This is a genomic window from Seleniivibrio sp. (genome assembly GCF_021209385.1).
In the GTDB taxonomy this organism is placed as follows: Bacteria; Chrysiogenota; Deferribacteres; order Deferribacterales; family Geovibrionaceae; genus Seleniivibrio.
In genome coordinates this window covers 87,461-108,991 of the sequence record NZ_JAJOIL010000022.1, presented here as the reverse complement: position 1 = coordinate 108,991, position 21,531 = coordinate 87,461, and the positions used below count along the sequence as shown (strand labels likewise).

At 48.7% G+C, this 21,531-nt stretch carries 20 protein-coding genes; 2 read left to right on the top strand and 18 right to left on the bottom strand.

Translation table 11 applies throughout. The features are described from left to right. Window positions 1-4 precede the first annotated feature (4 nt). From LRY47_RS06805 to LRY47_RS06740, 14 genes are all read right to left on the bottom strand, one after another. On the bottom strand, window positions 5-1,237 hold the full coding sequence (locus tag LRY47_RS06805; RefSeq protein ID WP_295223641.1) for a nitrogenase component 1: 1,233 nt from the start codon (window positions 1,235-1,237) through the stop codon (window positions 5-7). A 1-nt stretch (window position 1,238) separates the two neighbouring features. Beyond that, a complete protein-coding gene (locus LRY47_RS06800) occupies window positions 1,239-2,477 on the bottom strand; it encodes a nitrogenase component 1 (RefSeq protein ID WP_295223640.1) in 1,239 nt (412 codons plus the stop codon). Next, window positions 2,470-3,225 (bottom strand): nitrogenase iron protein NifH, encoded by a 756-nt coding sequence (locus LRY47_RS06795; RefSeq protein ID WP_295223639.1) that lies wholly within the window; start codon window positions 3,223-3,225, stop codon window positions 2,470-2,472. Before LRY47_RS06795 ends, LRY47_RS06800 begins: the two co-directional genes overlap by 8 nt. Continuing rightward, the gene (locus LRY47_RS06790) at window positions 3,222-4,025 is read right to left on the bottom strand and encodes an ABC transporter ATP-binding protein (protein ID WP_295223638.1); all 804 of its coding nucleotides are present in this window, start codon (window positions 4,023-4,025) and stop codon (window positions 3,222-3,224) included. The genes LRY47_RS06795 and LRY47_RS06790 overlap by 4 nt, the downstream gene beginning before the upstream one ends. A gap of 12 nt (window positions 4,026-4,037) precedes the next feature. Then, complete coding sequence (locus LRY47_RS06785) at window positions 4,038-5,063, bottom strand: iron ABC transporter permease (protein ID WP_295223637.1); 1,026 nt, start codon at window positions 5,061-5,063, stop codon at window positions 4,038-4,040. Further along, the gene (locus LRY47_RS06780) at window positions 5,063-6,019 is read right to left on the bottom strand and encodes an iron ABC transporter permease (protein ID WP_295223636.1); all 957 of its coding nucleotides are present in this window, start codon (window positions 6,017-6,019) and stop codon (window positions 5,063-5,065) included. The genes LRY47_RS06785 and LRY47_RS06780 overlap by 1 nt, the downstream gene beginning before the upstream one ends. 38 nt (window positions 6,020-6,057) lie before the next feature. Further along, window positions 6,058-6,975, bottom strand: coding sequence for an ABC transporter substrate-binding protein (locus LRY47_RS06775; protein WP_295223635.1), 918 nt, complete (start codon window positions 6,973-6,975; stop codon window positions 6,058-6,060). Window positions 6,976-6,996: 21 nt separating this feature from the next. Then, window positions 6,997-7,860: an AraC family transcriptional regulator gene (locus LRY47_RS06770; RefSeq protein ID WP_366043400.1), complete on the bottom strand. Its 864-nt coding sequence runs from the start codon at window positions 7,858-7,860 to the stop codon at window positions 6,997-6,999. 127 nt (window positions 7,861-7,987) lie between these two features. Next, window positions 7,988-10,045 carry a TonB-dependent receptor gene (locus LRY47_RS06765; protein WP_295223633.1) on the bottom strand — a complete coding sequence of 686 codons (2,058 nt, stop codon included), beginning with the start codon at window positions 10,043-10,045 and terminating at the stop codon, window positions 7,988-7,990. 387 nt (window positions 10,046-10,432) lie between these two features. Continuing rightward, window positions 10,433-11,914 carry an efflux RND transporter permease subunit gene (locus tag LRY47_RS06760; RefSeq protein ID WP_295223632.1) on the bottom strand — a complete coding sequence of 494 codons (1,482 nt, stop codon included), beginning with the start codon at window positions 11,912-11,914 and terminating at the stop codon, window positions 10,433-10,435. After that, entirely contained in the window at window positions 11,857-13,443 is a 1,587-nt protein-coding gene (locus LRY47_RS06755) for an efflux RND transporter permease subunit (protein WP_295223631.1), read from the bottom strand. Before LRY47_RS06755 ends, LRY47_RS06760 begins: the two co-directional genes overlap by 58 nt. Window positions 13,444-13,459: 16 nt before the next feature. After that, window positions 13,460-13,780, bottom strand: coding sequence for a hypothetical protein (locus LRY47_RS06750; RefSeq protein ID WP_295223630.1), 321 nt, complete (start codon window positions 13,778-13,780; stop codon window positions 13,460-13,462). Beyond that, window positions 13,756-14,505, bottom strand: coding sequence for an efflux RND transporter periplasmic adaptor subunit (locus tag LRY47_RS06745; RefSeq protein ID WP_295223628.1), 750 nt, complete (start codon window positions 14,503-14,505; stop codon window positions 13,756-13,758). The genes LRY47_RS06750 and LRY47_RS06745 overlap by 25 nt, the downstream gene beginning before the upstream one ends. A 10-nt stretch (window positions 14,506-14,515) precedes the next feature. Then, entirely contained in the window at window positions 14,516-15,316 is an 801-nt protein-coding gene (locus LRY47_RS06740; protein ID WP_295223627.1) for a MipA/OmpV family protein, read from the bottom strand. A gap of 138 nt (window positions 15,317-15,454) precedes the next feature. Here LRY47_RS06740 and LRY47_RS06735 point away from each other — a divergent pair, with 138 nt between their 5' ends. Both LRY47_RS06735 and LRY47_RS06730 read left to right on the top strand, forming a co-directional pair. Beyond that, window positions 15,455-16,192, top strand: a complete 738-nt coding sequence (locus tag LRY47_RS06735) for a response regulator transcription factor (RefSeq protein WP_295223625.1) — start codon at window positions 15,455-15,457, stop codon at window positions 16,190-16,192. Next, entirely contained in the window at window positions 16,189-17,607 is a 1,419-nt protein-coding gene (locus tag LRY47_RS06730) for an ATP-binding protein (RefSeq protein WP_295223624.1), read from the top strand. The genes LRY47_RS06735 and LRY47_RS06730 overlap by 4 nt, the downstream gene beginning before the upstream one ends. A gap of 47 nt (window positions 17,608-17,654) precedes the next feature. Here the strand turns inward: LRY47_RS06730 and LRY47_RS06725 are convergent, their stop codons facing one another. The 4 genes from LRY47_RS06725 to LRY47_RS06710 all read right to left on the bottom strand — a co-directional run bounded on the left by LRY47_RS06725 (window position 17,655) and on the right by LRY47_RS06710 (window position 21,467). Continuing rightward, entirely contained in the window at window positions 17,655-17,870 is a 216-nt protein-coding gene (locus LRY47_RS06725; protein ID WP_295223622.1) for a hypothetical protein, read from the bottom strand. A 60-nt stretch (window positions 17,871-17,930) separates the two neighbouring features. After that, window positions 17,931-18,287 (bottom strand): cytochrome c3 family protein, encoded by a 357-nt coding sequence (locus LRY47_RS06720; protein WP_295223621.1) that lies wholly within the window; start codon window positions 18,285-18,287, stop codon window positions 17,931-17,933. A gap of 65 nt (window positions 18,288-18,352) precedes the next feature. After that, window positions 18,353-19,942 (bottom strand): FAD-dependent oxidoreductase, encoded by a 1,590-nt coding sequence (locus LRY47_RS06715; RefSeq protein WP_295223620.1) that lies wholly within the window; start codon window positions 19,940-19,942, stop codon window positions 18,353-18,355. A 97-nt stretch (window positions 19,943-20,039) separates the two neighbouring features. Then, window positions 20,040-21,467 carry a PLP-dependent aminotransferase family protein gene (locus tag LRY47_RS06710; RefSeq protein ID WP_295223619.1) on the bottom strand — a complete coding sequence of 476 codons (1,428 nt, stop codon included), beginning with the start codon at window positions 21,465-21,467 and terminating at the stop codon, window positions 20,040-20,042. Window positions 21,468-21,531: the final 64 nt, after the last annotated feature.

Below are 21,531 nucleotides of genomic sequence, written 5' to 3'. Positions count from 1 at the left end.
TATTTTACCAGCGCTCGATATTGCAGTTTATCCAGAGATTCGCCAGATTAACGGCACCGCGGAAGCCCATGAATGGCGGCTCAAACGGGTGCAGATGCCATAACCTGTCAGGATATGATATCTGCATTGACAGGCTTCTCCCCGACCATTCCAATATCTCGCCGCTGGACATGAAAAGTCCGTCTTTCAGTCCCTCAACGGCGGAAATCCATTTTTCTTCTGAGTAATAAGGCAGCTCATCAGTCCCCATATCGGGGTTGTCGCACCAGCAGATGCCTTTATGAAATCCGAGCTCACGGCATCCGAAAGACAGTATGCCGCCAACAACATCAGCATGAGCGCCGAGATGGAGCGTAACATCCTCCTGATGCGCCCTCGCCATATGTCTGAAATGTGGCATGACCGGTTCAAGCCTTTTGCGGGCAATACTTTTTTCCGCTTCAATAAACTCCTTTGCGGGGCTTATTCCAAGCATCCTGCCTATTCTCTCAAGCCATTCGGCAGTTCCGTCAATCCCGTAGGGACGGTGGAGAATATACGGCGTTCCGTATTTCCTTTGCAGGTATTTAGCCGCCGCCTCGCCCTCACGTCTGATCACGAGGTTTATATGTGCCGAACCGATGCGTTCAATATCCTCAACACAGGTGTCGGATGTCAGCACGCACAACGTCTTCATTCCGAAAGCACCCTCAACAACCCGAACGGTCTCCTGTGCATCCGCCTGAAAACGGAACAGGTCGGCACAGGAACCTATTATGTTAAAAGAGGGTTCAGGTGTCCTTTCCGTTTCAGCGGGGATACTTTTAACAAGTGTCAGCAGGGCGTTTTTGATGCCTTCATGCTGATAAACGTTAAATCCGCCCTGCCCGAAAGGAATCATCTTAACCTCGGGATGTTCCTGCTGCAGCTCGTCACAAAGCGCGCGCAGATCGGTTCCGATGACCTCCGGCACGGCGGACGGCAGGAAGAAAATGACCTTTGGGCTGTCGTTTTTTATAACGCCTGCGACTGTATGCTCAAGCCGATCTGTTCCGCCCAGAGCTATGTCCGTTTCGTCTATGTGGGTTGAATAAAGTCTGCAAAGGTCGTTTACTCCTCCGTGTTTCAGCGTCACGCCGCTGTAAAGCATATGCCCCATACAGCCGAACTCCACCAGTGCGGCGTTTTTTATAGTTGAAAGCGTCCAGAGCGTCCCCATTCTGCCGGACGGTATCGGTTTAAACCTGAGAAGACCCATTTTATTCCCCTGTAACTTCAAAAATCCTTTTAAGAATGTTTACGGTGCGCCCGTATCCGGTCTGACCGTAAAAATCATACATATCCGAAACGCACTGTATATCGGTTTTCTGAAAATATCCGAAGCAGACATCCGGTTTAAGCTCCCTTATGAGCTTTTCATCTTCGGCTATATGCGTTATCCGGCAAACGAGCGGGTCGTGTCCGGCATCTTTTATTTTCTTCACATGTACGCTGTCGGCAGGGTAATATTCTTCAAGGTGCAGAAGCAGAGGCTCCATACCAAGCCCTGTGAAATAACCCGCCAGCGGAACAGGCATGTCTATTCTCTGGGAGAATACAAAACTCATCCCTTTGAGCCTTTCAGCAGCTTTCGCCTGCAGGTTTTCAGCCCCGAGCTTTTCCGCATCAAACTCACCGTTCCAGCTGAATCCAGCCGCATCGGCTATGTCTGCATATGCCTTCTCAATCTCCGCTGGGTCGTATTTATCGTGCAAAGCTATGAAGGGAGTGCCGAAGTCCTTCTCCATACGCACTGCCAAAGGCTGGGCAAACGGCGAAAGAACTATGTTCAGCGAAGCATCCGGAGCCTGTCTGAAATCATCCAGAGATGCTCCCGGCGCAAGATATCTCAGTTTCAGCTCTGCCGATTCCAGATGATCCAGTAAGGCGGGTCTCGGGATATGCTCCTCAACTGGCGACCTGCCCAGAATGTTTACCCTCATGCCGTCCCTTCCGGCGCTGTCCATCAGTGATGCCATAGCCTCCATGGTTTTCCATGAACCTGGCGGATAGCTTACGTTCTTGAACTGACCGAGCATAACGAACGCAACTCTTGCCTTCAGCTCAGGCTGTATCTCGTGTATCAGCCCCTCCATATCCTCGCCGATAAGCTCCGGTATGCAGGTGCCTATTATGAGAATCGCCTCAGCGCCCGCTCTGTCCATTTTGCGCAGAGCGTCCATAATGCCTTCGCGGCACCCGAACACAACTTCGTTGGAATCTATAACATAAAGCCAGTGCAGTTCGCCGTGTCTGCCTTCCGGCAATGGGCTGAAAAGTCTTGAGTGGGTGGCACATTCAGGTGTACCAACCAGAAGGGATGAAAGCCCCTTAATATCCTCAACGATCACAGATGCGATCCTCATGGGGCAGTGATTGCCCGGAAAGACCGCAGGAGAAAGAAATTTTATACCGTTGCCGGATTTCACTGCTGAAAGTTTTTTTAAATGATCAAACATCTTCGCCGCCATCCAGCAACAGCTTTGCGAGGGTTCTGTAATGCTCTGCCATATCAGAATCAGGAAACGCCTCAATAACTGTTTTGCCGTCCGCCTCCGCCTTCTGAACAAGCTGGTTTCTAGGCATTCTGTAAAGCACGGGAGTGCCTATCTCCGCCGCCGCCTTGTCCACAAGCTCCTGTTCGCCTTCAAAGTTCTTCGCATTCAGAATCAGTCCGCGCAGAGAGGCATAGCCCCGTTTTCCGAAACTGCGCACTGCGTGGGATATGTTCGTTGCGGCATAGAGTGACATCATCTCGCCGGACGTCACTATGCAGACGTCATCCGCATAACCGCCCCTGATAGGCATGGCGAAACCGCCGCAAACCACGTCGCCCAGAACGTCGTACATAACAACGTCCGGCTGATATACGCCGAAAGCGTCCAGCTCCTCCAGTTTTTCAAATGCAGTGATAATACCCCGTCCGGCACAGCCCACACCGGGTATGGGACCGCCGGATTCAACGCAGTAGACCCCTGTGGTACTCTTTACCACAAGATCTTCTAGTTCGGGGTCGCCCTTCTTTCTCAGCACCTCAAGAACCGTGGGGATGTTCTGTCCTTCTGTCAGGTTTCTTGACGAATCCGCTTTCGGGTCGCACCCCACCTGAAGCACTGTCAGCCCCATTGAAGCCATTGCCGCAGATATATTTGATACGGTGGTGGATTTCCCTATCCCACCCTTGCCGTAGATAGCTATTTTTTTCATACTGAATCTCCTTCGTCCCTTATCAGGTCATATGATATACACGCCGGTCGTCCCGAACGGGGGTCTGTGACTATCTCCGCATGTACGCGGAAGGTTTTCTTTAAAACTTCCGCTGTCATAACCTCTTCCGGTGTGCCGTATTTCATTATGTTCCCGCCCCGTATGGCGATCATGTGATCTGAAAAGCGTGCTGCAAGGTTCAGATCGTGCAGAACCATGGCTATTGTGCAGTTCTGTTCGCGGTTCAGCCTGTAAAGCAGTTCAAGCACCTCAAGCTGATATGACATGTCCAGATAAGTTGTCGGCTCGTCCAGCAGGATAAGGTCGGTCTGCTGAGCCAGCGCCATGGCAATCCACACCCTCTGCCTCTGTCCGCCGGACATGTTGTCAACCGCTGTGGTCTCAAGGTCGCTGAGTTTCGTCACCTCGAGCGCCCATTCAATTACCTTTCTGTCCTCAGGTTTAAGAACGCCGAACCCTTTCTGGTGCGGATATCTGCCGTATGCGACCAGTTCACCCACCGTCAGACCCGAAGGAGCCTGCGGTGACTGGGGAAGAATAGCCATCTTTCTGGCTATCTCTTTTGTCGAAAGGTCGCTTATGTCCTTTCCGTTCAGATATACCATTCCGTTCTTAGGTTTCATGATGCGTCCGATGGTTTTAAGAACCGTGGATTTGCCGCATCCGTTAGGTCCTATGATGGAAGTGACCCTTCCTTTGGGTATGTTAAGATCAAGCTCATCAACGACAAGCTTCTCCTCATATGCAACACTCAGGTTTTCGGTGGTGATGCTGTTCATAAACAAGGCTCCTTACTTTCTCGTCATCAGCCATATGAAATACGGCGCGCCTATCACTGCGGTGACTATTCCTGTGGGAATTTCCGAAGGCTGAACAATGACCCTTGCAAAAGTGTCCGCCGCCGAAACAATAACGGCTCCCGTGAGAGCGCATACGGGCAGAAGAACCGTATGACGTGGACCCACAAGCCGCCTCGCCATATGTGGCGCTATCAGCCCTGCGAAACTTATATTCCCGCTGACAGCCACGCATGAAGCCGCAAGAGCAACTGCACATGCGAGCAGAATCCTCTGTTCCCTCTCAACAGCGACACCGAGACTGCACGCGGCACTGCTGTCAAGGCTCAGAACATCCAGCATCCTCGACCTGTAAATAACAAAAGGTATAAGAACCGCCTGCCACGGCAGAAGCGCCAGCACATATTTCCAGCCGGAACCCCATATGCTTCCCGCCTGCCACATGGCAACGAAATCGAACTGTGTCTCGTCAAGATTTATGACCAGCACTGTCGTCAGGGCAAAAATCCCCGCCTGAACAGCGATACCTGTCAGGATAAGCCGAACGGGTGAAGTTCCCTCGCCCGCCTTAAAAGCGAGCAGATATATCAGAACGGAAGTGACACCTGCACCAGCAAAAGCGAGTATGGGAAGGGTGAACACCGCCATGAAAGTTGTTGTACCGAAAAAAAGTACGTAAAGCAGAACAGCTAGTCCGGCTCCTGCGTTGATCCCCAGAAGTCCGGGGTCAGTCAGCGGGTTTTTTGAAATATCCTGAATGATACAGCCGGAAAGCGCCAGCCCCGCACCTGCCATTGCCGCCAGCACAACACGAGGCAGCCGGAACTGGAACAGTATAAGATTTTCAGCATCCGTACCGCCGCCGAACAGTATCCTGAAAGTATCCGACGGAAGAAGTCTGGTATATCCTGTGTTCATGCTGACCACAAGCGCCGCCAGCAGAAGCAGAATGCCCGCCGATGCCACGGCAGTATTGCGCATATACACTTTTCTTTTATATACCTGACAGGCGGTTGACATCAGACCGCCCTCTTCTGTTTACGCGAGAGATAAAGAAAAAACGGAACGCCTATCAGCGCAGCAAAAGCACCCACCGGAGTTTCTGCGGGCGGGTTAATGGTTCGGGATGCAAAATCCGCCAGCACCATCATAATAGCGCCGAGAACCGCCGAGACCGGAATTATCCGTCGATAATCCGCACCTGTGATAAATTTTGCCAGATGCGGGAATATTAAACCTACAAAACCCACAGCGCCCACAACAGCAACCGACGCGCCTGCAAGCAAAGTCACACATATAAACGATGCCAGCCTGACAGTGAACACATTAAGCCCAAGCCCCTTTGCAATATCTTCGCCGAGGCTGAGGACTGTAATATGGCGGGATATCAGCATGGATACTGCCAGTGCGGCGAGTATGCATGGCGTAAGTACGGCAACCTGATTCCAGCCGACACCTGCAACGCCGCCAACAGTCCAGAACATGATATCCTGCGCGACGTTGAAATACAAAGCTATACCCTGACTAAGAGCCGCCAGAAGAGCTGTCACCGCCGCCCCGGTTAAAACAAGCCGCATGGGGGACGCTCCGCCTTTGCGCATGGAAGCCACAGAATAAACGGCAAACGCACCGAAAGCCGCTCCCGCAAAGGATGCCATGACGATATAAACATATCCTGCCGACGGGATGAAAGCGAAACAGAGTGCAACGGCGAACCCTGCCCCTGCGTTAAGTCCCAGAAGTCCCGAATCCGCAAGGGGGTTGCCCGTGGTTCCCTGCATAACGGCACCTGCAACAGACAGTGCCGCACCCACAAGCGCACTGGCAGCAACCCTAGGCAAACGCAGGTCAGTCACTACGAGATGCCGCATGTCGGACGGGTCAAAGTGAAACAGCGCCGACCACACCACGGCAAAAGGGATATCGGAACTGCCGCCTGAAACCGATAGAAACATCAGCAGGACAAGAACAGCCATCCCTGAAACAATTACGGAAAATGATAAGAGGAATTTTCTCAACGGGAATATACCTTTAAAAGATTTTCGGCGGTAAGGCGCAGAGCCAGCGGTCCGAATGAATTGAAGGAATCGTCGAAATAGAAGACCCTGCCGTTTTTGACTGCATCAAGTGAACGCCAGACGGACATACTTCCGAGAAATGAAGCATACGCGTCCGATCTCGCAGTGCTGTCCTGAAAAACAATATAGTCTGGGTTCATTTCTGCAACCGATTCGATTGATACAGGTGAGTACTCATCAGGGTAACCCTTCGGTTTTGATAATCCGAAAAGCGCGTAATAGTCTTTATCCGCTCTTGTAACAAGTGTCTTTCCATCGGTGCGGAACATTGCAAATGTCCTGTCTTTATGTGCGGAGAGCTTCTCTGCGGCGGAGGCTATAACGTCTTCAGTCTCCTTTATAAACTGTTCGGCGAATGCCTCTCTGCCGGCAACCTGAGCGCAGAGTCTTGTCTGGTGCTGCCACGGGGCGTAAAAATCTATCTGAACAACCGGAGCAATCTGCACCAGTCTGTCATATACTCTGCCGGCATGTCCTTTAAATGTGACAATAACATCGGGGTTCGCCGCAAGCACTGCTTCGGCGTTTATTTCGCGGGCGCTGCCAAGATCTATTATATCCGCAGTATTTCTGTAAGGTTCTAATGTTTCTGCGGCGTTTATAACGTCAACGGCATTGCCAGCAGACGCACCCGTTGAAGCAACCGGAGGTTTACCCAGTGCAAAAAAATATTCCAGATACATTGCATGAAGTATCACTATTCTCTGCACATCCGCTTTAACGGTGATGGATTTTCCCGTATCATCAACGATCGTTTTCGTCTGAACGGTATCTTTCTTTTTGGTATGAGTTTTCGTACAGCCAGCAATCAGTATGATCAGCGGCAGAACCGCCGCAATAATAAACTTATTCATTATCTCTCCGCAGTCATGATATCAAAGAGCGCTCTTCATGGGAATCGCCCCATCCTGAAACGCACATGGATTATTCCTGAACAGCTCACGCAGTCCGCTTGGCGAAACACCTATGCGCTTTCTGAATATCCTGCTGAAATACAGCTGATCCGGATAACCGACACTCTTCGCGACACAGCCGACAGCTCCGTCAGTGGTTATCAGAAGTTCTTTCGCCCTGTTGAGACGGTACTGGGTTATATAGTCGGCAGGTCCCATGCCCGAAAATTTAGTAAAAACATAAAACAGCCTGTTCTCGTTCACATCGTTCAGCTCTGCCAGTTTCCGCACGCTTAGAACATCCATGTAGTGTTCATGGATATAAGAAGAGACATGTTCAAAAAGACCAAGTGAGCCGTCACTCTGGCGGTTGCCGGCACAAACGAAAACCTCCTCAAGCACGCATCTGAAAAGCATCTCGGTGCGAAAAGCGGAAATAGCTCCCGGCTGGTTATAAGCCCGCCATAAACGCCACAAAAGATCGATCAGCCGCGGACTCTGACCTGTCACCAGCTCAAAATCCTTACCGGATGGCGTAAAGTCTTTCTGTTTTTTCCCCTCTGTTTCGTAAAAGACGGAGATGTATTCCCACTTTTCACTGCCCAGCACTTTTTTTTCAAGATACATGTCCGGTCCACCATGGATAACATTTCCCTGACGCACTATGTATGGCGTACCGTTGAATTTGAACTGAGCCTTTCCCGACACGGGAAACAGAAATCCGGGAACGGGAGCAGTCATTTGATTATGCACCGTATTGGGTTTTATGGTGTAATGGTGCACGCCCACCACCTTAAAAGATAATCCGGCGTAATATCTTACCAGTGAGTTAAGTTCCATCTCCATTTTTCCTTCCACGACAACCACCGCACGAAAAATTCAGGCGTTTCCGGCACAGTGTATTTTCTGCTGCGCCGGAGAACGCCAAATCTACCTACAGGTGGTCGCCGATATTAACTGTTTTATCTTTATGTCAGAATCTGACGGTCATATCCGCCGCAATCCTGAGACCTTCGTCCACCATCCAGTTGCCGTCCAGCCCGCCTGTACGGGTGCGGTTGTCAATGGCAACTTTTTTATCGGTTATGTTAAGAACAGACATTTTGAAAGTTACATATTTGTTCAGGTCATACGCGCCGCCGATATCATATGTCGCCGTTCCGGGGCGTGTTCTGCTGCTCATGGCATAGTTCCTGAATCCTAACCAGTATTGCTCGCTGACAACGTTTACACGGGTAAACAGACTGAGAGGTCTGATAGGCTGCCAATCAAGCTTTGCGTTGAACATGTGTTCGGGCGTCTTGTCCAGAGGTTTGCCGTCCAGAGAACTGCCGTCGAATGCAGTTTCGCCGCCTTTTCGCTCGGAATCCGTATATGTGTAGTTGGTCGTCAGTTTAAGTTTCTTTGTAAGAGGCGTTGCGAAAGAAACTTCAGCGCCTCTTATGGTTACCTTGTCGATGTTTTCATATTCGTAGATATAGTTGTTGTATGCGTCCTGTTCACCTGTGGCATAGCTTGAAACTTTGTTCTTTATCTCGTTATTAAACACTGTAAAGCCAAAGCTAAGCCCGTTGGGTCTGTCGTATCGGATACCGATCTCTTCCGTGAGGCTGGTTTCGGGATCCAGATCAGAACTGCCGCAAAGAACTCCGGGAGAATAAGCAGTTCCGTTGCCTGTTGTCATGCAATAGCCGTCGGTTGTCTGACGAAGAGTGGGAGCTTTGAAGCCTGCCGCAACACCGCCTCTGAGTGTCCAATCGTTTGCAATTCGGTAAACAGCATAAACTCTGGGCGTAAAATGGTCGCCGTATCTTTCATCGTCGTCCATGCGCAGTCCGGCAGTAAGGGATAAATTATTCGTTATGAAATATTCATCCTCAAGATAAACGGCATATGCGTCGTTATCAACTTCGTCCGTATTTACAGGATAGTTGGTGAGTGATGCCTCTTCGCTGATTCCGGTGAGTTCGGATTTTATAACCTGTCCACCGATGCGCAGTGTATTGGTTGAAAAACTATAAGCCATTCCGGCATCAATAACAGTGTTGGTAAGCTCCTGTTTTGATGTGCTTTCAACCCCGCCCGTCCATTTTCTCTGTTCCGCTATTTCCTGACTGATAGCAAGGTTTGTCGTCGCTTTGCCATATCTTCCGTCGTGAGTTACAGACCAGTGGTCGCGAGTATGTCTCGTTTCAAGATCAGCGGCGTTATCCGCAAGGCTCTTTCCGCTGTTCTGGGTGTATATGAGCTTCTCGTTGCCGACCTCGATGTTTATATCGTTATTGCTGTTGGGGGTTATAGACACCTTTCCTGTGAGGTTCTGTTCCTCTTTCCCATAGTTGCCGCTGGCATAGGAGTTCGCATAATAGATATCATCCTCCATCCTGTCCACCAGATCACCGTAAAACTGTATGCCTACTTTGTTTTTAATGACAGGACCGCCTACCCAGAATTCTCTGTTTACGGTCTGTCCGTATTCTCCATCCTTATGCTGTATGGTTCCGAAAGTGAACGAACCATGCCATTCGTCGGGAACTTTTTTGGTGATGATATTAACAACGCCGCCCATAGCATCTGAACCGTAAACCGAAGACATGGGTCCTCTGACGATCTCTATCCTCTCAATGGCGTCAAGCGGCGGGATCATGTTAGCCTGAACGCCTGAGGTTCCTCTGTTCATCGTTTCTCTGGTGTTCTGCCGCTTCCCGTCCACCATTATAAGAGTATACTCGCCCGGCATACCGCGCAGAACAATATCAGTTTCGCTCGCCATCCATCCTGTGATGCTTACACCCTCCACGGTTTTAAGCAGATCTGTGATGGTTGCCGCAGGCATCTTTGCAATCTCCTCTTTAGTTATCACGCTGATGCTTGCGGGTGCATCCGCAATGTACTGTTCAAATCCCGTTGCAGTTACAACAACAGGCTTGATCTCCTGAACCTCTTCCTCTGCTTTAGCCGTAAGCGATGAAAGGAGCATGGAAACCGCAATCAACAATCCGCCGGTTTTGAATAAACGCCTCTGATTCATCTTTCCTCCGTTTTTTTCTCCCACACCAAGCATGTAACACATCACGACTTAATCTGTGGTATTGAAAATCATTATCAGTATCGAGAAGTATATCAAAACCTTACCTGTATTGGAATAGTCCCATCCTGAACGGTTTATAGACTGTTACTGAATTTTATTCCGATTCTGCATTTATAAGGAAAACCGGATGCAATAAAAGATATTGAGTATTAATATCATTATATCAACGTGTATTAGTTATCAATGAAATCGACCTCTGTCAACTGTTTTCGGAGATTTCTGATATTTAAGAGAAGGGTATGAAAACTACATATATCAAGGCATAAACCGAAAATATTTAAGTAAAATTTAAACCGATCTTATACCCTGCGATTTTCATAGCCGTTTTCAGTTTTGTCTGAACGATCTTTTCCATATCCCATGAATATATTTAAATACCACAGGCACAATCAGAAGGCTGAGAAATGTCGAAGCCAAAAGACCGCCTGTAACAGCCAGCGCCATCGGACGCCGGAAGCTCGCGTCGCCTCCGAAACCGAGTATTATGGGCATCATCCCCGCTATCATGGCGATAGTGGTCATAACGATCGGCTGCGCCCTTTTATGACATGCGTCAAGGAGCGCTTCTGTCAGCGGCATATTGTGTTCCTTCATGTTCATTATGGCGTAATCAGCCAGCAGGATAGAGTTTTTTGTAACTATCCCCATCAGCATGACCATCCCTATGAGCGCGACAAGACTGAGTTCCTCACCGCTGAAAAGCAGCGCCGCAACCGAACCGCCTATGGATAGCGGCAGCGCCGAAAGGATGGATATTGGTTGTAAAAAATCTTTGAACAGCAACACCAGCACACAATACATGCACAGAACACCTGTCACCATGGCAACACCGAAACCGGAAAACAGCTCGTTCATAAGCTCCGCATCCCCGCCGTCTATTATACTGACGCTTTCCGGGATATTCTTCATGGACGGCAAAGCCTTCGCATCTTCGATTGCCTTACCCAACGGCACCGAGCCGATGTCGGCACTCACGGTTATGTATCTTTTTCGGTCATAACGGTTAATCTCCGCAGGACCGTTGCCCACGGATATATCAGCAATATTTGAGAGAGCCGTCGTCCCGTCCTGTGTCGGGATTCTAAGATTGCTTATAACTGCAATATCTGAAACGTCGGCATCCGACATATAGGTACGGATGTATACCTGTCTGTTATCGAGATTAAGCTTCGCAAGGGACGAATCGTAATCTCCTGACATTGCCACCCGAAGAGTGGACGCTATATCAGAAGCGGTCACCCCCAGCTCTGCGGAGCGCAGAACATCGGGGCGAACTATCAGCTCCCGTTTCTGAAGGCTGGCAGTGGATTTTATATTATTCAGATAATCCAGAGTTCTTAATTCCTTTTCAAATGCTGTCACAGTGGAGTTGAGCGCATCCGCATTGTCTCCGGCAAAGATGACGTTAAGTCCGTCGTTCTCCGACCCCAGAGTAAAACGCGCACCCGCTACAAGTTTCAGCTTCTGACGAACTTCGTTCTCAATCTCCCTCTGCGAAGGTCTTTTTCCCATCGGAGTGAAAACCAGCGTCATTTTGCTCTTATCCATTTCGCCGGAATTCCCCGATTCACCGACAACGCAGAACACATGGGCAATACCGTTAACATCACCGAGAACACTCCGCAGTTCCTCCGCTGTCTGTCTGCTCTGTGATATGGAACTTCCGGGCGGCAGTTCGATGCCTACGTCGGTGTAACCTTCGTCTGAAGCCGGTATAAAACCTGCCGAAAGTCCCGAAGCAAGGATGAAAGTCAGCACCATGTAAACGGAGGCAAACGCAAGTGTGTCTTTCCGTGTCCGAGACACCATCTGACAACAGTTATATAAGTTTTCATTACAAACCCGTCAGGCTTATGCGTATGAGCGTCGTCCTTCAGAAACCGGAACGCCATCACAGGGGTTAAAAGCCGAGCCACCAGCAGGGAGAACAGCACGGATATCACCACCGTCCACCCGAACTGTTTAAAGAAAAGTCCGCCCACACCAGCCATCAGAGAGGTCGGAAGGAACACGACAACTATGGTGAAGGTTGTGGCTATGACAGCCAGCGCTATTTCGTTGACGGCATCAGAAACGGCGGTGAAGACAGGCTTGCCCATCCGCTTGTGACGTACGATATTCTCAATCTCAACTATGGCATCATCTACCAATATCCCCACAACCACCGCCTGCGCAAGAAGTGTCAGAGTGTTCAGCGAATATCCCAGCCAGTGCATCACAGCATAAGTCGGGATGATGGAAAGCGGAAGAGCTGTCGCAGATATCAGTGTAGCGCGCCAGTCACGCAGAAAAAACCACACAACTATGACGGCAAGCAGAGCGCCTTCATAGAGCATACTCATTGAGCCTTCATACTGCGTTATGGTGTAATTGACAGTATTATTTACCTGTGTCAGAAAAATTTCCGGATGTTCTTTCTCAAGTTTTGTCAGAACTTTATGCACGTTTTCGGCGATCGTCACCTCATCCGCGCCTTTGGCTCTGTATATGTTGAACCCAACAACCTCTTTCCCGTCCAGAAGCGAAAGCTGGCTGCGCTGTGCATGGGTATCAAGCACCTTTGCCACCTGTTCAAGCCTTACGGTTCGTCCATCCTGCGACGGTACGGAGAGCTGCGAAAGTTCCGATGCCGTTGAAGCCGTCGTTATGGTGCGGATAAGCTGTTCCTGCCCGTCAAGCCTGCTCCGTCCGCCGGAATCTTCCGTCTGAACGTTTTTCAGGGTTTGCGAAACATCAGCCGCAGTCACGTTGAGAGAGGCAAGCTTTACGGGGTCTATTTCAATTTTTATCTCCCTGTCCGTTCCGCCTATGCGTTCAAACTTACCCACTCCATCCACAGCAAGAATCCTTTTGCCGATAACGTCATCCGTAAACCACGAAAGCTCCTCTTCGTCCATGCCCGCAGAGGAAACAGCGTACACCATAATGGCATTGGATCCGATGCGGTCGGCAGATATCACAGGTTCTTCAAGGTTGGGCGGCAGGTCTGATCTTATGCGGTCTATTGCATCCTTGGTCTCAAGCAGGGCATCCGACAGATTCTTTTCCAGCACGAACTGCACGTTCATCGAAACAAGACCGTCGATAACGGTTGTGTTTATGTGTTTGATGCCTGCGATGGTCGCCAGAGAATCCTCCGCCTTTCGCGCAACTTCCGTTTCAAGCTGAACAGGCGAAGCACCGGGAAGGGTCAGCTCAACATTCACCGCCGGAAGGTCGATATCAGGAAGATCCTGTATGTGAAGGCTTTTAAAACCGTAAAATCCCGCAATTGTGAGAAGCGCAAAAAATAATATTGACGGTATCGGGTTTCTCAGAGACCAGCTGGCAAAATTCATCTTCCATCCTTAGTTGTCATTTGGAGATAACGGTAACAAAGTCCCCGTCGTTCAGAAATCCGGCTCCGCGCACTGCAACGACGTCCTTTTCAGCAACGCCGCCGGCTATCTCCGTCAGCCCGCGGGACATACGCCCTGTTTCCACTTTCCTGCGGACAGCTCTAATACCCTTTTCCGACGTTTCCACGCGGAACACATAGCTGAATCCGTCGCGTATTACCACACTTTCGGATGGAAGAACCATCGCAGGCGTTTCGGGCAGGGTTATCACCCCTTCACAGTAAATCCCTGCCCGAGCGGAGCTTCCGCTTTTTATGTCGGCATACACCGTTGCCATGCGCGATTATTGTCCAAAGAGGGGGCGATCCTGCTTATGACCGCTTCGGCAGAGTTACCGTCGGGAAGTTTCAATTTGACAATCTGCCCTTTTTCAACCCTGTCCAGCTGTTTTGGCGTAAGCTCGCCCTGCCACTCCAGACGCCCCTGACGGATTATGCGGAACAGTTCCTGTCCCTGCGTGCCGACGGCACCCAATATAGCCGAACTGGAGGAAATGATGCCGGAATCCGGTGCCGTCACCGCCGCATATCCTATCTGGAGATCTTTTGAATCCAGCCGCGCTTTCGCACCCGCCGCCGTATTCAGATAATTGTCTATGGTCTGTTCGCTCATGGCTCCGGTTCCCTTAAGCGCCAAAGCTCTCTCTGCGTCGGCATCCGCCTGATCCCATGCGGCTTTCAGCTCCGCACGCTCCGCAAGCAGGGTCTCTGTTTTGAACCGCGCCAGAACCTGTCCTTTTGTCACTCTGTCGCCGACCTCCGCGTCTATCTGCCACAAACGCTGACCGTCTGTTTCCGAAGCTATCACCGCTTCGCGCCATGGCGCTATGGAACCGGTTGCCCTGACCGTTTCGGCAAGCATTATTTTTTTAACCGACGCCGCTGTGACGGTCATAACAGGCGTCTGCGTTTCATCCTTTTTTTCCGGTTTCCGGTTTACAATAAATATGGCAATGCATAACACCAGAAAGATTGCCGCGGCTATCGGGATGTATCTTTTCATTTTATATTTTTCAGAATCTGTACATCAGACCGGCGCCCGCCATGAACTGTCCCTCAGAACCGTCCTTATCAATTATAGGGCTGTCTGCCGCGTCGCCCAAAAGACGTTCATATTTTGCGATTCCCATAACGCTCCAGTTCATGTTGAAACTGTAACCCGCTTTAAAGCCTACTCCGACGTTCTTAAACCCGCCTCCGGCGCTGTATTCTCTCAGCCCGCTTCTGGCGGCATTGTCCGCATCCACACCGAAATAGGTCTGGTTATAGTTCTCGTCCGCATAGACTGCCGACAGACTGACACCGAGTATCACTTTTTCAACGGGAAAAAACTGATACTCGGACTCAAGGCTGACTGTGTATCCTTCGTGTGTGTCGCCTGTGTCGGCTAAGTATTCAACCTCAAGCGACAGCTCGTCTCTGTCTCTGAACAGGTCTTTCGTTGATATCTTGGCAAACACGCCCGCCTCAGCGGCATCGTCTATCTTGCGCATTTTAGCGACATATTCGTTTTCCACATCACTGTCACGCCCTCCGTGCATGGAAACAGTCGGTCCGAACTCTATCCCTTCCAGCGGGGATACGTTCGCACGAACACCAAGTTCTTTCGCTTCAAGGTAGTATCCGTCATATTCTATCTTGCCCATAGCCATGGGAATGAATTTATAATCCTTTGAACCTTCGTATTCCGGCGCCATACCGCCGCCGATCATGATATTTCCGCCTATTCCGCTCTCCTGTGCGAACGCAGGCACAGAAACAGCTGCAAAGGTCAGCATAAGTGTGATAAAAGCCATTTTTTTACTGAAACCCATATAGAGAATCCTCCTGTTCTGATTTGATATAACGCATAATAGGACATGGACGCGTAACAGTGGGTATCAATATGTAACATTATATTTCAGCCGCCGAATGGGCTTTAAAGTACGTCTGAACTCATGTTATATTGATGTATGAAATCTGAAAAAACAGCACCGCACATACTTATAGTTGACGACGATTACTCCATCCGCAGTATCCTTGCCGAGTTTTTACAGAGCCACGGACTGATAACATTTCAGGCGGCGAACGGTGCGGAAATGTTTTCTGCACTGAAAAGGGAGAGCATCGACCTTATCCTGCTTGACCTTATGATGCCCGGGGACGACGGGCTGACTCTCTGCCGCAGACTCCAGAACGGGTATCAGATACCCGTTATAATACTGACAGCAGTCGATTCTGAAACCGACAGGATAATAGGACTGGAACTGGGTGCCGATGATTACGTCACAAAGCCTTTCAGCTCGCGGGAACTGCTCGCGCGCATCCGCAACATACTGCGCAGGTTTGGTGACGACCCGCGGAAAACTGCGGAAAAAAAGCCAACTTCATACAGATTTGCAGACTGGACAATAGACTCCAAAAGAAGAACTCTCTTCTCGCCATACGGAACTCTTATCGTTCTGACCAGTACTGAATTTGACCTATTGATGGTCTTTGTCGAGAACTCACAAAGGGTTCTGAATCGCGATGCACTTCTCGACGCACTCCACGGACGCACATCTCATCAGTTCGACAGAGCCATAGACGTTCAGATAAGCCGTCTGCGCCGAAAGATAGAGACCGACCCGCAGAACCCGGAATTCATCAAAACAATCCGCAACGAAGGGTATTTCTTCACCCCGGACATAGAGCAGGCTGACATAAAATGAGAATAGCACCAAGACTGATAATACTTATGCTGTTCATCCTGCTGGCTTTGATTATCACCAATACGATATCCAATCGCCTGATAGCACTGCCGAACGTGTATCTGTTTGAATCCCGATGGCTTACCGAAAGAATCATTCATACGAAAAAACTTCTTGACGATAATTTGGTATCGGAACGTAAAGCTGTTCTCGGCAATGCGCCAGACCTTAACGAGTGGTTCGACATGGCCGTTGTCCCGAAAGGAGAGTTCACCCCTGCCCTGACATATCTTCCCGAAACACTCCTTAAACTTCAGGATGAACTGAAAAAACGTATAGGCGGTTCCGTTGCTCCGGTGATAACTGCAAAATACCCTTATTTCAGTTATAATAACAGGTTACGACCTCTCACCGTTGTTGTGGCAAAACTTCCAGTCAGCATGGATGATAAACTGGAGGACAAAGGTCAGGGCGATGTCGCTATATCCGCCGATCTGAAAATAAACATTCCTCTGTCAAACGGCGACTGGCTGATCCTTACCACAAAAAACAGCAATCTCGCTGCACAGGCATATCTGAACCTGCTTATAACCCCCGTTGTAGTGATAATCTTCATTCTGGCGGCATCCGTCTGGACAGCACGTTCACTTCTTAAGCCGCTTTACAAGCTGTCTGAAGCAGCCGAAACCCTCGGACGCGAGCGCACGCTGACTCAAATACCCGAAATGGTGATACCCGAATACAAAAAAATAGCAGATGCGTTCAGCAAAATGCAGATTCAGCTAAGCAGGTTCGTGGATGAACGAACCAATATGCTCGCGGCGATATCCCACGATCTGCGGACGCTTCTGACCCGTTCACGCCTTCTGACAGAGAATCTTGAGGACGGACACAGCAAAAAACAGATACTTGCCAGCCTTGCGGATATGGAAACCATGATAAGGGAATATCTCACCTTTGCCAGAGAGGACGCGACACAGGAACCGCGCGTCAAAATGGACTTGGTTTCATTGATAGTGAGCATCTGCGACACATGTCAGGATGAAGGGTATGACGCGGTATATTCCGGAATCGAACACGCACAGCTCCACTGCCAGCCCACAGCAATGAGACGTGCATTCGCAAACGTTATAGAGAACGGATGCAGATACGGCGAAAGCGTCAGAGTTGAACTGACCGACGGCAAAGATTCCATAATCGTTACGGTGAAAGACAAAGGGCTTGGAATTCCGCCTCATCTCATAGAGCAGGCTTTCCTGCCTTTCAAGCGTCTGGACACATCCAGAAACAGAGACACCGGAGGCACGGGGCTTGGACTTGCCATAGCCAAAGATATCATACACGCACACGGCGGCGAGATACGCCTTGAAAATGCGACGGAAGGCGGTCTGGTGGCAAGCATAATCCTGCCGAAATCGGATTCGGCGGAAAAATAAACTGAGACATGATGTTCATTTCACCATGTCCCAGCCTGTATTGAAAACTATTGAGTAACAAATCTATCCACAAGCATTTTAAGTTCATCCGCCTGCTGCTGAAGATAGTTCACGGTTCTGGTCACTTCCGTGAGTGCTGCCGAACTCTGATCCAGCCCGGAAGATATCACCTGTGCATTGTCGTTGATATTCGTAATGGCGCATCCACAAAATACTGGAAGACGAAAACTGGCGATGACGTCACTGTCAAATACATAGGACACTGTCCGGTTTTGAAAACCGGACAGTAACAAAGGAGGATGTTGATAAAGAATCTTTTTTTATCAGGGAACAGATATCTGGAAAGTATGGTGACAAGTATTACAGTACAATTTTGAAGGATTATGACCGGAATGGCACAGGGTACATCTGATCTGTCCGGCGTGTGAATTGTGGGGGCTGAGTTTATACTCTTTTCCGCCCTGATCTTTAAAAGACAGTTCTTTACTGTCTTTCATATCGCCGTGGCAGGCAATGCATTGTTTAGCAGATGCCTTTTTAGTAGGAGTATCCTCCAGGTGGCAATCCGCGCATTTCATACCGTTCTCTTTATGTTTGTCAGCAAGTCCGCTTCCATCCGCCAGCGCAGAAAGAGCGAAGCAGAGGCAAAACAGTATCGCAATTGAAATTATTGTTTTCATTATGTCCTCGGAATTGAAACAAAGTGCGCCGCACGATTTTTATACGGCGCACAATATCTTATCTGTTATTTCAGACCTTTTGCAGCGTTCTCGCCTGCGAGCATACCGGATGTGAAGCCAAATCCAAGAGTACCGCCCTCAATATCAACATAACCGTTTCCGTACATACCTGTTGCATCATTACCGACGGCATAAAGACCTTTGATAACTTTGTTGTCGTTGCCGAGTACCTGAAGGTTCTCATTAACAACGATACCGCCAAGTGCACCGATGGATCTGCTGATATTGCTGAATGCATAGAAGGGACCTTTCACTACAGGATACATAAAACGGGGGTCATTATAGAAATCCTCGTCTTTGCCTGCTTTGGCAAATTTGTTGTATCTGGTCACTTCAGCCTTAAGAACAGCGGGATCAATATTCATTTTAGCTGCAAGTTCTTCTATTGTATCGGCTTTAACCATAGAGCCGCCTACAATTCCGTCCTCAATGAATTTTGTAAGATCTGTGGGAGTCGCCCATTTTTTAGCGCGTTCGCTCACAGATATTCTTTCGTTGAATTCGTAGAATTCCTGTTTGGAATTTTTCCACTCACCGTATTGATTAATGATTGCAGAGAAACCGCTTTTTTTGATCTTGTCTACTGATGTCTGATCAAAAATCTGCCAGGCAACGTGCTGGGGCTGATCAAATATAGCGTTACCGATCATTGCATAGTCAGATGCTCTGTCCTCTCTGATGAATCTTTTTCCAAGGATATTGACTCTGAGGAAAGGCAGATCGCAAAGTGTCCATGTTTCATCAGACATACCAAGGGGTGTGTCTATTTTGTTATTAGGGTTGGTAGCAAAATTCTGCATGATCACGTTGCCTTTTTTCGCTCCGGCAGCCCATGCCATTGCGAGACCTTCACCCTGTGCATTATTAACAGGTGAAAGAGGCAGGTCGGGATAATTAAAGAATTCTTTAAGCATTTCTGCATTGGCGCCCATACCGCCTGTTGCAACGATGACAGCTTTGGAAGCCATCAGACGAAGTTCGTTTCCGTCTGCATCTTCAGCAACTACACCTGCAATGCTTCCGTCAGCATTTTTGATAAGGCTTGTTGCTTTGGTTTCAAAAAGAAGAGTACCGCCTTTTTTCTTGAAAGTGTCCTGAAGACGACCGATGTTTTTTGAACCGCCGCCGTTCTGATATCCATGAAGAACAGCCTCTGTACCTTTGTGCCAGTATTGACCGCCTGTACCGGGATCTACAAGCTTCATTTGAGCGCCGTTGCTGTTGACAAAGTCAACCGCACGACCGGCATTGTTTACAATATTGGCTACAAGTCTTGCGTTGGCGTGATAGTTGCTCTGCTCCATGTATCTGTCGATGAGCTTCTTTTTGTCTACAGTCTTGCCAAGTTTCTTTTGCTGTGAGCTGTCAGCGGCAAACATACCGCCTGAAAATGTTCCTGCTCCGGCAGGAAAAGCACCTTTTTCAATAAGTATGGTTTTTGCACCGTTTTCAAGAGCCGAAAGAGCCGCGGATGTACCGGAAGTTCCCGCTCCGATGATAACCACGTCGGCATTCATAACTTCTGCCAGCGCTATCGGAACAACTAAAATAAAAACGAAAACTGAGATCATCAGTTTTTTAATTAAATTGCCCATTGAGACCTCCTAAAATTTTCACTAATCATAATGAAAGGAGGTTTTCAAACAATGCTCAGATAATGAATAATTACCTTACCAGATTTTTTGGTAAGCTCTATCTCGGTGCGTATTTTTTGATGTGTGATGCGACTCTGCCGAGCGTTTCGTCCAGTAAATCCATATCCAGCCCGACATAGTTGAACCATAGAAAATTTCTGCTGCTGCCGAAAACTTCCGGTGGATAAACCAGAATACCGTCAGACAATATCTCCTTGAATACCCTGCTGATATCGAAATCAAAATTAACCCTGAAGCTGACGCCGCTGTCCGGCTTTTGCCATGTGCCTATCCCATCAAAATGTTTTCTGACAATTGCATCGGTCTCACTGCATTTATTGATAATCTGCGGTCTGATGCCATTCATATAGCCGGAATATATCCCTTTTGAAAGAAGATTTTCCAGCAGAAGCTGAGACATAATATCAGTGTATTCGTCATGGACAAGCTTAACGCTGATCAGAGAAGGCATAACTGCTTCCGGAGCTATAATAGCTGTCAGCAAAGGGTTCATGAAGGGTCTTGCAAGCGAGAATATGTATATCACGTTTTCGTATCTGTCCATAGCCTTCAGAGAAGGGTACGGCGGATGTGTATGCCAGCAGTCGCGGACAGCCGGACACTCAACTATAGGAAGCTGATGCTCGTATGATATCTTCAAAAGCTCCTTACGGCGCTCTTTAGAATGAATAATACCGGTTGGCATAGCATAATCTGAATCTATGAAAAGCATCCCTGATTTCTTACCTTTGATGCGTTTCCGAAGCTCCATGGGAATCATTCCTTCGTTATCAAGCGGAATTTTTATGAACCGCAGATAGTTATCCGCATGAAATATTGATTCTTCCTCAATGTAGCATGCCGAAGAAAGATTCAGCGTCGCCTCAAAGATAGTCATATAGGCATTCTCAAGACTGTTGCATATCAGAACCTGAGAAGGGGTAACATCTATCCCGTCACCGCGCAGATGGTCGCATATCGCCCGGCGCAGAGACAAAATACCGCGCACGTCGAAACAGGTACGGTGATCAATAGCTGCCAGATCCTTGCTGAGATAACTGAATGCCTCCTGAAGAGGTTCGTATGGATGAAGGTCGTGTCCGAAATAACACTCAAACAGATTTATGAGGTTCTTTTCACTTCTTATAATATTATAATCTTTATATAACAACGAATTATCAATATGAAACGACGATTCTGAGTATTGAGTCCAATTAATCGGATTATACTCCTCCGTATCCTTTCTGATATTAATAACCGCCCTCTTTTTCGCCTCTATCCTAATGAGATGTTCATAATCCAAAAGCTCAAAGACCTTTGATATTGTCGGGCGGCTCACATCCAATATGTTGCAAAGATCTCTCTGAGACGGCAGCTTATAACCGTCAACAATGGATCCGTCTTTTATGAGGGCTTTAAAATAGTCTGCAAGCTGTTCATAAATAGGTTTCTGTGAATCATTTTCCGGTTTCCAGTTACTAAACATGCTGCACCTTGTATATGGGCATTATTTTGATCAAATCCGGTGAACATACAATACCAAATTTCAG